The following is a 15,234-nucleotide window of genomic DNA, read 5'->3' as shown; positions in this document are numbered from 1 at the left end:
GCGTGGCCCGTCCGCGTCACCTGCTGGCGGTGAGCGCCCCCTTGGCGACGAACTGCGAGAACGCCCCCAGGAATTCATCCATGGATACGGTCCCGCTCCTGTCGATGTCGCACAGGCGCAAGAACTCGTCGATTTCGGTGTCCCGATAGCCCTTCTCCCGGAACTTGCCCATCACCTCGCCGACGTCGAGGACGCCATCCCGGTTGGCATCGATCTCCTCGAAGATCTGGAACATCGAGTCGCGCATCATCGATTTGAAGATCGCGTCCCGGAGCTCGTTCTCCAGCACGTCGAGCATCGACCCCTCGGGCGTCTCCAGGATCCATGGCTCCATCGTCGTCGACCTGAGCACCGTCACCGTGGTGCCGGGGGACGACGCGACCCCGAGGCGCTGCTTGTAGTCTTCGATGAAGACGCTCCCATAGTGCTCCTCGCTGAAGTCCGTCGTGCTCACGATCATTCGATAGCCATAGATGTCGTCCCCGGGATCGATGCTCAGGAGGTCGTAGATGGCCTTGTTCAATCGATTCGCGAGGTCGAGGTTCGTGTTCAGCGAGCCGTCCGGGTGCTTGAAGTTGATGGCGTAGGTCAGGATGTTCTGATCGGGCCCGATCTCGGGCAGGAGCGCCATGGCCTCCGGGTCGGACAGGAGCTCGTCGACGCTGCGCCGATCGATGCGCTCGCGGAGGAAGCGCCGCTCGGTCTCCACGTCGGCGCCCGAGATCTCCGCGGGCAGCCGCGGGACCGGCACCACGATGAACCGATCGTCCGGGCTCGCCATGCTGAGCAGCCGCGCGTAAAACCGCTTGCAATTGAACAGCGCCCTCCGATGGATCTGCCCGTATCCGCTCCGCGTCGGTCGAATGACCTTGTGGCTCAGATACACCGCCGCCACGGCCGCGCCCGGCTTGGAGCCCTCGAGCCCATAGATCCCCACGGTGGGCTCGGCGTCCCCGTGCAGGATGTAGGGCGCCTTGAACGTCACCATGTCGCGCATGGCGGAATTCCGGTAACAGAGCGCCCCGGCCGGATAAGGAATGTAGCCCGATTTGTGCGGATCCACGGTGATCGAATCCGCCCGGCCGAGCGCCGAGAACTGCGAGGTCACGTACCCGCTCATTCCGATCTCGGGCGCCGGACCGGTGCGATCGTCTTTCGGGCGCGGGCCCTCGTCGGGCCGCAGGATCGAGGCGAAATAACCTCCCCACGCCGCGTCCGCGTGGACCGTGAACGACAAACCCTCCTTCTGGAGCTTGTGGCGCAGCTCGAGGACCCCCTTCAGCGGATCCACGGCGCTCTCCTCTGTGCTGCCGATGACGGCCACCACCGTGATGACGGGCCGCCGCTGCGCGATGCAATCCCGCAGCATCTTCTCCAGCGCGGTCAGGCTCATGCGCGCGTCGCAATCGACGGGGACGTCGAGCACGTTGGCCGAACCGAGGCCGAGCACGGCCGCGGCCTTGGGGAACGAGTAATGCTTCGTGGCGGGGACGAGGATCACCGGCGAAGCGGCCACGTCCGTCCCGCAGCGCCGGAAGAGCTCCTGCATTCCGAGGTGCTGGAGGGAGTGGCCCGACATGGCCTTCGTGATGGTATCACTCGAAATGCCGTACTCCTCCGTGAGGCGCTCGGGGAGCGCGAGGATGTCGTCCACCTTGAGGTTCAGGAGCGACCATGCGTCGAGCGTGGCGAGGCGCGCGCGCCTGCCGTCGCACGTGGTCACCTCGATGTCGCGCGCCGCGGCGAGGGAGGGCTCGGCCTTCAATGCATCGCGGAGCGAGAGCGGGTAAAACTTGAGATTCCTCGCCGACCAGATGGCCTCGATGTTGGCCACGGTCCCGCCGCACGTGATGTGCCCCCAGGGCCGCACGAGCCCCTTCGCGGCGTCGCCGTCCTCCGGGACCGGATAGCCGAGCATCCGGCAGAGATCGTCGCCCACGATCATCTCCAGGATGGTCGTCGACGTCGACCCTTCGAATGCGACGTTGTTGGGGTTGTAGAGCATCGCCGCGAAATACCCCAGGATGCTGGGGAGCGACGTGTCCCAGTTCATGTGCCCCTGATACCGGCCGCTGAAGAAGGGCACCGATTTCTTGAGGAACGACATCAAGGACCGCAGGTTGTCCTTCAGCGAGTCCATCGCGTGGAGGTAGGACGGGTGCCGCTTGGCCTGCTCGGTGATGTGCGTGGGATCCTGGGGGTGGAAGTTCCGCCGCCAGAAGGAATGGTCCCGGATGGCCTCCACGATGAGCTTTTCGAGCTCGTCCGCGTTCTCGGCCTTCGTGCCCAGAAACCAAGCCTCCGGCGACCGGGTCCCCGCGCCCTTGAGAAATGGCCTCTCGCCGAAGCGGAAATACTGCTTCACGTTCGACTTGCCGTTCCGGGCTTTTTCGTCGCTCATCTCTCCCACGACCCTTCCTTCCCCGCTGTCCCGAGCATTCCGCAGCGCGGGGTGAAGGCCGTATACAGGAGCGATCCCGTCGAATCAAGGAAAGCCCATGGAATGCCCGGCGCCGGCGGAGGGGGAGCCGCGCGTCCCTTCGTGACGACCGCGGGCCCGCGTCGTCAGCAGGGATCGGCGTGCTTCTCCGCCAGCAGCACGAGGATTCGCAGGAGCTCGGCGCGCTCGCCGGCCGAGAGCCGCGCGAGCCTTCGCCCGAAGGCTTCGTCGAGGATGGCGCGCGTCGCCTCCATCGTTTTGCGCCCGGAGGGGGTGAGCGTCAGGCGAAAGCGCCGCAGGTCGTCCGCCTCGGTCTGGCGCTTGACGAAGCCGGCCGCCTCGAGCCGCTTCACCATGAAGGTGATCGTAGGCTTGGGCGTGATCAGCGCGCGCGCGAGGTCGGCAGGATAGGGGTGGTCGTCGAGCTTCCCGAGGAGGAAGAACTCCTTCATCTCGAGCCCCAGCTCGCGCACCTCGGGCTCGACCTCGGCCATGACGCCCATCGTCATCTCGAAGTTCAGCGTCCAGAGCTCCCCAGGGGAAGGTTTTCTCATGTTCTCCTGCTTGCCCTTGACAACGGCGCGGGCGAGACTAGTTTAATCTTGAACTGTTCAGATGTGGAACTAGTTCGGGAGGAGACGCGATGCCGCTCGATCACTACGTCACGCTTGGTCGCTCAGGTCTGCGGGTGAGCCCTTTCTGCCTCGGCGCCATGACGTTCGGAGAAGACCTCGGCTGGGGGAGCAGTGTCAAGGACTCCGAAGCCATCCTCGACCGCTACATCGAGCTCGGGGGCAACTTCATCGACACGGCGAACCTGTACACGAAGGGGCATTCGGAGAAGATCATCGGCGATCACCTCGGCCACGACCGGCAGAAGCGGGACCGGCTGGTGATCGCCACCAAGTTCAGCGCGAATCTGTACGTCGGCGATCCCAACGGCGGCGGCTCGAACCGGAAGTCGATCGTGGCCGCCTGCGAGCAATCGCTCCGCCGGCTGCGCACCGACTACATCGATCTTTATTGGCTGCACAACTGGGACAAGTTCACGCCGATCGAGGAGACGATGGCGGCGCTCCACGATCTCGTCCGATCGGGGAAGGTCCGCTACATCGGCGTGTCCGACACGCCCGCGTGGAAGGTGGCGCAGGCGCAGCTCATCGCCCAGTTCCGCGGGTGGGCGCCGTTCGTCGGGCTGCAGATCGAGTATTCGCTGCTCGAGCGGACGGTCGAAGGGGAATTGATGCCGATGGCCGAGGAGCTCGGGCTCGGCGTGACGCCGTGGTCCCCCTTGAAGAGCGGGATCCTGAGCGGCAAATACACGCGGACGAACGGCGTCAAGGTGGAGGGGCGGCAATGGGCCGCGGGCTTCCTCGACGAGACGAGTTATGCGGTGATCGATGAGCTCCAGCGGATCGCCAAGGAGCTCGACAGCACCGTCGCGCGCGTCGCCCTCGCCTGGGTGCAGGCCCGCCCGGGGGTTTCGTCCACGATCATCGGTGCGCGCACGCTCTCGCAGCTCGATGACAACCTGAAGGCGCTCGACCTGAAGCTCAAGCCGGAGCAGACGGCGGCGCTCGACGCGCTCACCAAGCCGAAGCTGAACTTCCCGGCCGATTTCCTCGAGCTGGCGCGGATGATCCAGGCCGGGGGGACGACGATCAATGGTCAACCCTCGCAGCTCATCCCGTTCGGCGTGACGAAGAAGGGCGATCATTACTGACGAAGGCGGACAGCGGGGGCGGGTGTGGGCGGCGCTCACCCCCGCGGGTCCGCGATGGCCTCGGCGAGATCTTCGAGCAGCATGTCGATCCTGTCCGCGTGGGTGCGAAAGCAGAGCACGCAGACGCGAAGGACGAAGACGTCCTCGCCGAGCGCCGGATCACGGAGCGTCGTGCCCGTGAGCAGCAGGCGCTTTCGCTGATTGACGCGGGCGAGCACGCGCCGATTGAATGCGTCGAGCTCCGCGGTGTTCATGCCCGGCGGCTCGACCCGGAACGCGAACAACGATAGCTCGGGCTCGGCCACGATTCGCACTCCGGGCAGCGCCCGCACCCGCGCCGCCGCGTCCCGCGCGAGATCGAGCTTCTCGTCGAGCGCGGCGCGAAAGGCCGACGCGCCGTGGAGCCAGAGCGGCAGCCAGATGCGCAGGCCGCGGGCCGGGCGGCTCAATTCCGGGCTGAGATCGGCGAAATCCCAGTGGTCTGCGTCCTCCTGCGAAGGCGGCAGATACGCGGCCGTCTCGGAGAAGGCCGCGCGCAAGGTCGCGCGCTCTTTCACGAGCAGGCAGCCGGTTCCATAAGGTAAAAACAATCCCTTGTGCGGGTCGAGCGCGATGGAGTCCGCCCGCTCGATCCCCGCGAGCGAGGATCGCCCGCGCTCGGTGAGGAGGAAAAACCCGCCGTACGCCGCGTCCACGTGGAGCCACAATCCCTCGGCGGCGCAAAGGTCGGCCAATGCGGCGAGGTCGTCCACCGCGCCGACCGGCGTGGAGCCGGCCTGCGCGACGACGAGGAAGGGCCGGCGCCCCGCGGTCCGATCCTCGGCGATCGCTTTTGCAAGAGCGTCACGCTGCAATCGGAACGAAGCGTCCACGGGCACGACGCGCGTGGCGCGCCGCGGCAAACCGGCCACGCGCGCGGCCTTCGCCACCGAGTGATGCGCTCCTTCCGAGGTATAAAGGACGCCTCCGGCGATATCCTCCCCGAGCTTCGCCTCGCGCGCCGCCACGACGGCGGCAAGGTTCGCCATCGACCCGCCCGAACAGATCCAGCCCCCCGCGGAAGGCCCGTACCCCGCGAGCGAGCAGAACCAGCGAATCACGCTGATTTCGAGCTGCACGAGCCCCGGCGCAGGCATCCAGAGGCCCGTGTAACGATTCGTGACGTCGGCGATGAGATCCGCGAGCGCCGTGCTCGGCAGGCCGCCGCCGGGGATGTACCCGAGATAGCCGGGCGAAGCCGGATTCAAGCTGACCGGAATGGCGCGATCGAAGAGCCTCGCGAGCACGCGCCGGAAGGGCACGCCGCGCTCGGGCATGGGCTCGTCGAAGGCGCGGGCGACCTTGTGGCTACCGTCGAGCGAATGGGTGGGTTGCTCGTTCAGCCCATCCAGAAAGGGCGCGAGCCGATCCATGCAGGCGGAGACGAGGTCGCGGAGCTCGGCGCCGCCGAGCTCGAGCGGCGCGGGGTGTCGGAACGGGCGAGGCATGCGCCCTTCTACCGCAGAACGACGGCGAACGGAGCGGTTCCGTCACTCGCAGGGCTTGTGGGGTGCGGCCACATACGCCTGGCCGAGCTCGGTCAGCACGCCGTCCGCGCCGAGCAGGTTCGCGTTCGCGACGTTGTCGGCGCGGCCCGAGAACCAGGCGTATCGCGCGATGCGCGGCTCGTTCTCCAGGTACTCGAGCGCGTCGACCATGAAGTCTTTTTGCTCGGCGAGCGAGCTGGCGTTGTCGCAGGCGAACTCGGTGAGCCAGAGCGGTTTGTCGAACCGCGTCTTGTAGGTCTCGACGTGGTTGATGAGCCACTGGGCCTTGTTGTTCCCGTCGCCCTGGCAGGCTGTGTAGATGTGGATGCCGATGTAATCGACGCGGCACCCCTCGCAGGCGGCGAAGAACTCGTCGAGGTATTTGAAGGGATCCGTTTCCTGGCACGAACCGCCGCAGAAGTTCACGGCGGGCGAGACGAGCGCGAGGCCACGCGCGTCGGCGATTGCCTCCACGTGGGGCCAGAGCGCTGCGGCTTGGGACGCCGACAGATTCGCCTGCGAGCCGAAATTCGGCTCGTTGAAGCCGAGCAAGAAGCTCGCGCCCTCGGGGATTTCGCTGGCGATCTGCGCGGCGTGCGCGCTGTCGAGGCCGCCACCGCCCCACACCATCGGCACGTACTCGACGCCGAGCGTCTTGTATGCGTCGGGTTTGACGCCTTCGTCCGGCACGTGCGCCCAGTTGTACCACCACGCCACCGTCGGCGAGAGCACCTGCATGTCGGCCTTCGAATGGTACCCATAAGCGACGCCGCGCTTGCAGCTGGTGGGATGGTTGGTCGGCGGCCCGCCGCCATTGCCGCCATTCCCGCCGGAGCCACCGGAGCCACCGGAGCCACCGGAGCCACCGGGGCCACCGTTCCCACCGGAGCCACTGCTGCTGCTCGTGCTCATCGACGCGCCGGAGCCGGCGTCGCCATTGCCCGGGGACGGCTCGTTCGAGCCGCACGCGGCCATCGAGACGAGCGCTGCCATGGCAGCCGCGCCCGCAAACCATCGAGTCCGTGCGTCATGAATCAGGGACATGATCACCTCCACGTGGGTATCGATCACTCGGGCAGGCGCATCGAGAGAAGCGCATCGATCGCGTCGCGGGACAGGGCGCCGGGCAGCGACGGGAGCACCTATCTCGGGGCCGGACAGCATATGCGGACAGTGGGCCCAAGCGGATTCGCGAAGTCAAGGGCCATGTCGAGCAAAAATCGGAATTTACTGCGGGAGAAAAGCGGATCGATCGTGTGGGGGCGACGGCGCCGTCACCGGCGCCATCCCCGAGGTGATTGGACGAGACGTGCCCGTGAGGGCACAGGGGACCTCAACGGCGTGAGGAGCTGGACGTGCGCCGACGCGACCGGGCATGAGCCAGCGCCGCGCTCACGAGACACAGAATGCCCGCGATGCCAGCGTGCGACGCGCTCGGTTCGGCCCGATAACCACAAGAGCCGTGTGGGCCGCCGCTGTCGCCGCCGCTGCCGCCGTTGCCGCCGGCTCCACCCGAGCCCGCGGGCGAAGACGGCTCGTTGCAGGTTTTCGTGTTCGGATCGCAGGTGGCGCCGCTCGGGCAGTCGGCGTCCGTGCGGCAACCGCCGCACTGGAGATTGCCATTCAGGTTCACGCAGAACGGGGTATCGCCACCACAAGGCGCGCAGCTCGGCCCGCAGAGCTCGTTCGTGTCGCAAGGCGCGCAGAGCGCCGCTTCATTGCAGTACTGCCCGGCGTCACAGCCGTTGCTCCCGGCCTGGTTGACGAACTGCCGCTCGCATTGCTTGCAGACGCCGAGATCCGGGTACGAGGGGGTGCCGCTCAACGTCTGGAAAAAGGAGGTCGATGGGAGAAGCGTGAATCCCGCCTCGTTGAGCTTGACGATGGGCGGCGTGTTGGCCCCTCGCTTGAAGTCGTCGAAATCACCCACGAAATATGAGATTTCGAGCGCGGCGTGCTCGGCGATCTGGGTGTAGAGGATCTCGATCGGGTAGAGCCCCGGGGTCGAGAAGGTGACCTCGTTCGTCACGCGCCACGTCGCGGTACCGAGCTCGGGGGCGCGGACGACGACGGGATATGCGTTTGCGTTCTTGTCGTACACCGTGAGGCTGATGGCGTCGTCCGCGTACACCCCGAAGTGAATGGGCTTGTTCGCGAGGTCGGCCGTGACGTTGAAGAAGCCGCGTATGCGCGAGGCGAAGGTCGTCGTCGTATCGTTGACGAAGAAATCGCACCCGCCCGTCATGCAATCCGGCAGCTCGGCGTCGATGAAATCGCCGTAGCTCATCTTGGGGCCGGACGCGGCGTTGTTGGACAGATCGAGGCGCGAGCGGATCACGTTCTCGACGCGGTCGGCCGCGTGCGCGTCGATGAACGTGTCGACCGACTCCGTATAGCTCCCGGGACTGTTGAGGTTCCAGTCCATCACCGGATTCGTCGATATCGCCGACGCGGCGCAGAGGCCCGTGCCCACGCCGTCGACGGCATCCGCGACGCCCTCCGGCACGACGACGGGCTCGGCGCGGGCCACGGCCGGAGCGAGAGCGAGGCCGATCAAGGAACCTACAAGTGTTCGTTTCAGCTGCATTATCTCACCATTAAGGGTGTGCCGCACTGCGCGCGCACAGTTGGGGCCCTAACATGATATGGCCGATATCGCAAGAACGAGCTGTCTGGCGCCGTATGACAGCACGATTCCAGCGCACGCCGGTCTGACGTCAGCTGACGTCAGCTGACGTTCCTTGACGTATCCGGTGGCGCGCTCGAGCCTACCCCGGTGATCGTCGGCACCGCCTTGCGCATGGCCTCCAGGAACACGCGCAGCCGGGCCGGGTAAAAGCGCGCATAGGGATAGACGAGGTGGACAGGCAGCCGCGGCGCTTCCCACGCGGGCGCCAGATGCCGAAGGCGCCCTTGCTCCAGATCGTCGTTCACCATCCACGCGGAGACGATACCGACCCCGAGCCCCGAGAGGATCGCATTGCGCAACGCAAACAGGCTATCGGTGCTCAGGCGAGGCCGGATCTCGAAGCGGCGGGTGACACCGTCGGCCTTTCGCGTGAGCGCCACTTCGTTGCGATAATACGTTTGCAGCGCGAGCCAGGGAAGCGCTGCGAGATCGTCCGGTTCTTTCGGAAACGGCCGCTCGCGGAACAGCTCCGGGGCGGCCACCACGATGCGCGGGACCTCGGCCAATCGAACGGCCACGACGGAAGGATCGTCCCCCGCGCCGACCTGCACCGCGCAGTCGATGCCCTCGGCGATGAAATCGGGACGCCGATCCTGGAGCAGCCATTCGACCGTGACCTGCGGATAACGCTTCAGATACGTCAAGAGCGGCGCGAGCAGCTGGTGCTGCCCGAACGCGTGCGGGACCAGGACCCGCAAATGGCCTTCCGGCGCGTCCTTGGCCCCGCGCAAATCGGAGGTCATCGCCTGCCAGCTATCGAGCAGCGTCTTGGCGTGCGCGAAGCAGCGCGCGCCGTCGTCGGTGAGCTTCATGGCATGCGTCGAGCGCTGGAGCAGCTTGAGGCCCAGGGAGCGCTCGAGCGCCTGCAGGCGCCGGCTCACGGTCGGCTGGCTGGTCCCGAGCTGCGCGGCCGCGGCCGAGAGGCTGCCGGCCTCGACGATGCGCACGAAGGTCTGCATCAGGCCGATCCGGTCCATGCCCGTCATGTCCGCGTTGGTCATGCGCGAAGCGTATATCAAGTCTGCGCGAGAGGCAGCTACCACGTGCTCGGAGTGGCTCGTACGATGGCATCACCGTCAACGGAAGAGGCGTCTCCCATGTCAGCCATTCATGTCACGCATGCCACCGTCGCCGCCCCTACCCAGGTCGGGCTCCCACGATCGCTCGTGCTTCTGCTGGCCGCCGGCGCCGGGCTGAGCGTCGCGTCGCTCTACTACAGCCAGCCGATGCTGGGGGTGCTGGGCCCGGATCTTCAAGCCGGCGACCGGCTCGTGGGCCTGGTGCCCACGATGACGCAGCTCGGTTATGCCCTCGGGATCCTGCTGCTCGCCCCGCTGGGAGACCGCTATGACCGGCGGCTCATCATTTTGATCAAGGCGGCGCTGCTTTCGCTCGCGCTCTTGCTGAGCGGCTTCGCCCCGGGGATTGCATGGCTGCTCGGGGCCAGCCTGACCGTCGGGCTGACGGCGACGCTGGCGCAGGACATCATGCCGGCGGCCGCGACCCTGGCGCCGGAATCGCAGCGCGGCAAGGTCGTGGGCACGGTCATGACCGGCTTGCTCCTCGGCATTCTGCTGTCGCGCGTGGTCAGCGGCTTCGTGGCCGAGCGCTTCGGCTGGCGCTCCGTGTACATCGCCGCCGCGGCGGCCATGGCGTTGATCGGCGTGGTCGCCTGGCAAGGCTTGCCGCGCTTTCAGCCCACGACGCAACTGGGCTACCGCGCCTTGATGGGTTCGTTGATCGCGTTATGGCGCCGTTACCCGCAGCTCCGCCAGGCGGCGCTCGCGCAGGGATTGCTGTCGCTCGGGTTTGGTGCCTTCTGGTCGACGCTCGCGGTCATGCTGCACGGCAGCTTCCACCTGGGCAGCGCCGCCGCCGGCGCTTTCGGATTGGCCGGCGCGGCAGGCGCGCTCGCCGCGCCGCTGGCCGGGCGCCTCTCCGACCGACGCGGACCGGCGCTCGTCACGCGGCTCGGCGCAGGGCTGACCGCGGTCTCGTTCGCGACCATGTGGCTTTTGCCGATGCTGCCGAGCACGGCGCAACTGGGTCTGATCGTGATTGCAGCCATTGGCTTCGACTTCGGCGTCCAGGCCACGCTGGTCGCGCATCAAACCCTGGTCTATGGAATCGAGCCCGGCGCGCGCAGCCGCCTGAACGCGCTGTTGTTCACCGGCATGTTCATCGGCATGGCCGGGGGCGCCGCGCTCGGCAGCTTGGCGCTGGCGCAATGGGGCTGGCTCGGCGTCGTCGCGCTGGCAACGGCGTCCTCCGCTGCTGCATTGGTCGCGCGGATGTCACGTTGAAGAGAGGCGTTCGTCAGGGCGCGTGCCAGAGCTCGACGCCGCTCTCCACCACGACGTCCAGGTCCACGAACAGCCCGACGAGATGGTCGAACGACTTCGCGGCGAGCCCCATTTCCTCGACCATGGGATGGCTGTCGGCGACTTTGAGGTTCAGCGCGAAGCGGCCATCGAGCACACCGGCCCGGTGAAAATGCTGGGTGGCTGCGCGCGCCTCGACGCCCGCCTGATAACAGGCTCGTTCGGGCCGCTCGGCGTCGCGGAACTGCTTCAGGAGCGCGAACGTGAGCCCGGACGAGATCGATTGCGCGACGTCGAGGAGCACACCGGCGTCGGGCACGGCGATCCGAGGCCCGCCGAAAAGCAGGTTCGAGGCGCCGGCGATCGCGGCCTTCGTATCCTCCCAGACCTCCCCGAACAGCGCCCGGCTCGTCCCGGGCACCTTCGTGATCTGGAAGAGCTGCTCCGCGCGCGCCAGGGTCCGTGGACCAAATCGGTCGAGAAGGACCGGCGCGACGCGAAACACGTGCGCGGCGGCGGCATCGCGGGGGACCTCCATACTCGCGAGCTCCATGGGAAACCCCCACACCTCGCGTCCGGTCACGAGCGCGTGGCTCTCGTCCACGAATGTATAGTAGGGAAAAACCACAGGTCGAGCGCCACGCGTGGACACGGCGGGGACCCAGACGCCGGCCATGGTGAAGGAGAAAAAGCCTCGTTCGGCGTCTGGCTCGCTCTGCGCGCGGGCCACACCGAGCCGCGCGAAGCAAAAGACGACGCGCGGCAGGAATGCGCGATAATCACAAACGCCAAAGGACGGGCGGTTCAGGAACCGATCGCAGAGCGCTTGCTGCCGCCCGACGTCCGCCTCGACGGGGAACAGGTAGAGCGTCGCGCGCGAGAGCGCGAGCGGCTGCGCAAGCGCCTGGTTGTCCGCGCGCTCGATGTACCCCGAAACCCCGGTGTCGCTCACGACGTCCTCCGGAGCGCGAGCTGGTTGATTCCGTGCTGTTCGACGAAGCGCGACGCGAGGCCGGAGGGCGCAGGCAGCGAGAGCTTCCAGCGGGTGCGAATCTGGAAGCCGAAGGACGCGCTCGCTCCGGTGTCGAACCCGGTGACGTCATACTTGCCGCGCATCGGACCCTTGAGATACTCGTCTTCGAGGTTCAAGCGGCCGTCCAGGGGACGCACCTCGCACCGCCCGAGCCCCCAGTCGAGGCAGGCCGAGACGAGAGGCCCGAGGCCGCGCGCCGAGCGCGTGAGGAGCGGCTGCGAGAGCATCGACGAGATCGCATTCACATTGCGCGCGATGGCGCCCGTCTTGCCGAGCGGATCCGACGCGGCGCCGCGGATCGGCAGCTTGCAGGCCGGGCCGCGGTCGAGCCAATCTTCGAGGCTGCGGAACGAGTCGCGGCCCTGCGTGGACGCCGACAGCGCGCAGAAGCGGCGCAGCGGGGAGCGGACCTGCCAGAACCGCTCATTGCCGGACGACCGTTTTTCCCTCATGTCGATGCTGGCGAGCTCGGTATCGAACCCCCAGAAGAGCAGCCCCCCGCCCGCCATGAGCGGATCACTCACGTAGAAGCGGGGCACGTACGTGAAGGGGCCGCGACCGAGGGAAAACCCGGTCATGCGGACGAACGGGATGGCATTCATCACCTCCCGGTACGTCCGATGAAAGAGAGAAAGCGGAAACGAGAGGTGCGTGCCTTCCCGCGCGCCGAGCGCGATCACGAGCGGGTGGAAGCCGGGCGGCGTGATCTCCTGCTCCACGAGATCGAGCCCGGGGGGGAGCATGCGCCGCACGTCGTTCTCGGGCATCGAGAGGACCATGCAGACGCCGTCGTAATCGCCGACGACCTCGAGGGGGCCAAACGCGGCCGAGGTGCCTTTCGCGTCGTAGTCGCCGACGATGTTCTCGGGGAAACCGCAGATCGCGCGAGACGCCTGCATGCCGGACATCGCGGCGGACTCGACGCAGCCCGTGTCGAGCCCGTTTTTCGTCCAGTCGCCGGCGAGGTAGAGGTTGTCGTACCCGGAGCGGTCCGCATGGATGCGATAATAGGTCGAGCCCTTCGGCGACATGACGTAGCGCTCCGAGGGATCGATGTTCGCACGCCAGTACTGCGCGTCGAAGCGCGCCGTGCCCTCGCGGCGCCGGGGATCGACCAGGAAAAACCAGTTCAGCTCGTTCGCGTCATGCGTCGTCGTCGCGACAGGCCAGAGCACGCCGGGGTTCTTCTGGAGCCAATCGATGGAGATGCGCCGGACCTCCTCGTGCATTCGCCGGGGGAAATCGTGATCCGAGGGCCGAGGAAGGCCATTTCTGCGGAGCGCATCGTGGGCGATGCTTGCCTCACCCGTGGAAGGCGCGGCCGCCTGCGAGGGCGCAAAAGGGGCCACCGCGTCGGAGGGACCGACGAACGGAGGCGAGGGGAACGGCCTCTCGACGACGTCGGGTCTGTCCTTCGAGGGGAGCAAGATATCCGCGTCGAGGAGCGGGCCGGTGAAATACGCGAGGCTGCCGGGATAATCGAGGTTCGGGTCTTCCGGCGTCCCCACGGGCCAGTTTTCGCGGTTGATGAGGTGCGTCATGTCGCAATACGTGTTCTCGGGCTGCGCATAGCCCGCGACGCACGAGGAGGCCCCGTTCCAGCCGAGGTTCTGGAGGCTCGGGCGCATCCAGAGCTGCATGCATTGGGTTTGCACGGTCGTGACGTGCTGGACCATGTCCTGCCACTGCCGCCGGTGCGCGATGAGCTCCTGGCAAAGGAAGGGGAGAGCGCCCAGCGAAATGCCGAGGAGTACGAGGTCGAAATCCTCGCCTTTCTGGAGGACGCGCTTCTCGACGGGCTTCCAGGTGGACCAGAACGATTCGAGGTTGGAATTGAGCGTCGTCCAGCCCGCGCGCAGCGCGTCGCCGTCCACGATCTGCTCGTAGAGGGGCTCGCTCGGCCAGGAGAGCAGGCCCTTCGTGGGGAAAAGCGGGTCGTATGCAGGGGCCGGAGCCGAGGCCTCGGCGTTTGGCTTGATCCAGACCTGCCGGTCGACGTGAATGCGCTCGACCTCGTCTTTCGTGTCGTCGAGCTCGAGCCGGGTCACGCGGTGGAAGAACTCGAAGCGCACCCCGCGGCTCTTCAGGACGATGTAAAGCGGCGCGAAGACGACGTCGCCCATGCCGGCCTGCATCTTCCAGAAGATGGCCCCTCGATACTCGAAGATCATCCGCAACATCGCGCGCGCGATCGTGCCCGCGGCGAGGTTCGGCCTTCGTGTGTCGCCCTTTTCGTACGCGAACACGAAATCGTACGTCCCGCGAAGGACGCCCGAGCGGAGCGTGAGCTCGTTCGCGCCGTTGCGGCGCAACCATTCGACGAGGTCGTACTTGTCGAGGACGTCCCAGCCGTGCTCGAGGACGCCGTCGAAGACGATGCCGCGCAGGCCGGACGCGACGAGATCGATGAGGATCCACAGGCGCCGGAGGACGGTGTTTTGCTCGACGACCGGCTCGAGCTCGTCCCATAACCATTCGCGGACGTCGTCGAGGATCGCGACGATGGCCGACCCGTGCTCGTGCGAGCCCGTGGCGAGCTCGCGCGCGCGAAGAAGCTGCATGCGCGCGGTCAGCGGCCCGAAGACCACCTTCGTCCGGGGGCGGCGGCGCGGGGCGCGCGAGCCACGCGCGACGAGCCCGAGCGCGCTCCCCACGACGCCGACCGTCATCGTGGCCATGTCCGCCAGGAAGCTCTCCTTGCGCGGGCCCGCCTTTGTGGTGAGGCGAAGCGAGAGCGCGGTCGACTGCGGTGGAGGCGTCCGTGAAGCAGCGCTGTCCGGGTTTGCCCCCGGCACGGGCGCGCCTTGCGGCGGCCCGAAAGGCGAGGTCTCGAATGCGCGGAGCGCGAGGCCGATCATCTTGCCGACGGTGTCCCAGATCGAGAGAAACTCCTTGCCCTGCCCCGGCGTCTCGTCGTTCTCGCGAAAATGCTCGATCCAGAAGACCCAGTCCGGATCGACGTCGAACCCGGGAGGGATACCGTCCTCCCCCTCGATGCACTCCATCACGCCGACGTACGAGAACTTCTTGAACGCTTCGTCCCAGGTCGCGAGCGGCATGTTCGGGTTGCGCCCGAGCTCCTCGTAGCAGCGCCGCATCACGTTGAAGGCGTTCTCGTAAAAGCCGAGCCAGATATGCAGGCCGTGCTCTTCAATGCGATCGGCCATCTCGCGGCTGCGGCCACTCGCGCCCTTGCCGCCGAGGCGAAAGCCCTGCTGATAGACGGTCACCTCGTACTCGTCTTTCCAGCCAGGTACGCTCGTCAGTTCGAACGCCGCGGTCATTGCTCCCACGCCGCCGCCGAGGATGGCGATCTTCTTTTTCCTGTTCGGCGCTGATTCGGACATCGTTCGGCTCTGCCTCCTCCACGTGGGGAGAGGGCGCGATGGTAAACGGCCGCCGCGGAGCCACGCAAGCCCCACACCGACACGCGGCACCGGTCGATGGACGGCGCGAGGGAGTGGACAAACCGCCACGTCGGTGCAACAGTTCGTCCGTTTGG

General features: G+C 66.9%; 10 protein-coding genes. 2 read left to right on the top strand and 8 right to left on the bottom strand.

Going from position 1 to position 15,234, the window contains the following annotated elements:
• Positions 1-16: 16 nt before the first annotated feature.
• Both QHF85_RS01190 and QHF85_RS01185 read right to left on the bottom strand, forming a co-directional pair.
• Positions 17-2,401: a pyridoxal-dependent decarboxylase gene (locus tag QHF85_RS01190; RefSeq protein WP_281325136.1), complete on the bottom strand. Its 2,385-nt coding sequence runs from the start codon at positions 2,399-2,401 to the stop codon at positions 17-19.
• Positions 2,402-2,565: 164 nt separating this feature from the next.
• Positions 2,566-2,994, bottom strand: coding sequence for a MarR family transcriptional regulator (locus tag QHF85_RS01185; protein WP_281325135.1), 429 nt, complete (start codon positions 2,992-2,994; stop codon positions 2,566-2,568).
• A gap of 89 nt (positions 2,995-3,083) precedes the next feature.
• On the opposite strand from QHF85_RS01185, the gene QHF85_RS01180 reads away from it, so the two are divergent.
• A complete protein-coding gene (locus QHF85_RS01180; RefSeq protein ID WP_281325134.1) occupies positions 3,084-4,163 on the top strand; it encodes an aldo/keto reductase in 1,080 nt (359 codons plus the stop codon).
• A 35-nt stretch (positions 4,164-4,198) separates the two neighbouring features.
• Here QHF85_RS01180 and QHF85_RS01175 read toward each other — a convergent pair whose 3' ends face one another.
• The 4 genes from QHF85_RS01175 to QHF85_RS01160 all read right to left on the bottom strand — a co-directional run bounded on the left by QHF85_RS01175 (position 4,199) and on the right by QHF85_RS01160 (position 9,379).
• The gene (locus tag QHF85_RS01175) at positions 4,199-5,650 is read right to left on the bottom strand and encodes an aminotransferase class I/II-fold pyridoxal phosphate-dependent enzyme (protein WP_281325133.1); all 1,452 of its coding nucleotides are present in this window, start codon (positions 5,648-5,650) and stop codon (positions 4,199-4,201) included.
• Between the two features lie 42 nt (positions 5,651-5,692).
• A complete protein-coding gene (locus tag QHF85_RS01170) occupies positions 5,693-6,682 on the bottom strand; it encodes a glycoside hydrolase family protein (protein ID WP_281325132.1) in 990 nt (329 codons plus the stop codon).
• Positions 6,683-7,022: 340 nt separating this feature from the next.
• Positions 7,023-8,246, bottom strand: coding sequence for an outer membrane exchange protein TraA family protein (gene traA, locus QHF85_RS01165; protein ID WP_281325131.1), 1,224 nt, complete (start codon positions 8,244-8,246; stop codon positions 7,023-7,025).
• A 170-nt stretch (positions 8,247-8,416) separates the two neighbouring features.
• A complete protein-coding gene (locus tag QHF85_RS01160; protein ID WP_281325130.1) occupies positions 8,417-9,379 on the bottom strand; it encodes a LysR family transcriptional regulator in 963 nt (320 codons plus the stop codon).
• Positions 9,380-9,475: 96 nt separating this feature from the next.
• On the opposite strand from QHF85_RS01160, the gene QHF85_RS01155 reads away from it, so the two are divergent.
• On the top strand, positions 9,476-10,681 hold the full coding sequence (locus QHF85_RS01155; RefSeq protein ID WP_281325129.1) for an MFS transporter: 1,206 nt from the start codon (positions 9,476-9,478) through the stop codon (positions 10,679-10,681).
• Between the two features lie 13 nt (positions 10,682-10,694).
• On the opposite strand, the gene QHF85_RS01150 is transcribed toward QHF85_RS01155, so the two are convergent.
• A complete protein-coding gene (locus QHF85_RS01150) occupies positions 10,695-11,651 on the bottom strand; it encodes an acetoacetate decarboxylase family protein (RefSeq protein ID WP_281325128.1) in 957 nt (318 codons plus the stop codon).
• A complete protein-coding gene (locus tag QHF85_RS01145; RefSeq protein WP_281325127.1) occupies positions 11,648-15,079 on the bottom strand; it encodes an NAD(P)-binding protein in 3,432 nt (1,143 codons plus the stop codon). The genes QHF85_RS01150 and QHF85_RS01145 overlap by 4 nt, the downstream gene beginning before the upstream one ends.
• Between the last annotated feature and the right edge of the window lie 155 nt (positions 15,080-15,234).

Source organism: Polyangium sp. 6x1, from assembly GCF_029946515.1.
In the GTDB taxonomy this organism is placed as follows: Bacteria; Myxococcota_A; Polyangia; order Polyangiales; family Polyangiaceae; genus Polyangium.
This window is presented reverse-complemented; position numbering and strand designations above follow the sequence as displayed.

Coding starts and splice junctions, on each gene's coding strand:
- QHF85_RS01190 (WP_281325136.1), bottom strand. CDS start 2,401: ATGAGCGACGAAAAAGCCCGGAACGGCAAGTCGAACGTGAAGCAGTAT.
- QHF85_RS01160 (WP_281325130.1), bottom strand. CDS start 9,379: ATGACCAACGCGGACATGACGGGCATGGACCGGATCGGCCTGATGCAG.
- QHF85_RS01155 (WP_281325129.1), top strand. CDS start 9,476: ATGTCAGCCATTCATGTCACGCATGCCACCGTCGCCGCCCCTACCCAG.
- QHF85_RS01180 (WP_281325134.1), top strand. CDS start 3,084: ATGCCGCTCGATCACTACGTCACGCTTGGTCGCTCAGGTCTGCGGGTG.
- QHF85_RS01170 (WP_281325132.1), bottom strand. CDS start 6,682: ATGGCAGCGCTCGTCTCGATGGCCGCGTGCGGCTCGAACGAGCCGTCC.
- QHF85_RS01175 (WP_281325133.1), bottom strand. CDS start 5,650: ATGCCTCGCCCGTTCCGACACCCCGCGCCGCTCGAGCTCGGCGGCGCC.
- QHF85_RS01185 (WP_281325135.1), bottom strand. CDS start 2,994: ATGAGAAAACCTTCCCCTGGGGAGCTCTGGACGCTGAACTTCGAGATG.
- QHF85_RS01145 (WP_281325127.1), bottom strand. CDS start 15,079: ATGTCCGAATCAGCGCCGAACAGGAAAAAGAAGATCGCCATCCTCGGC.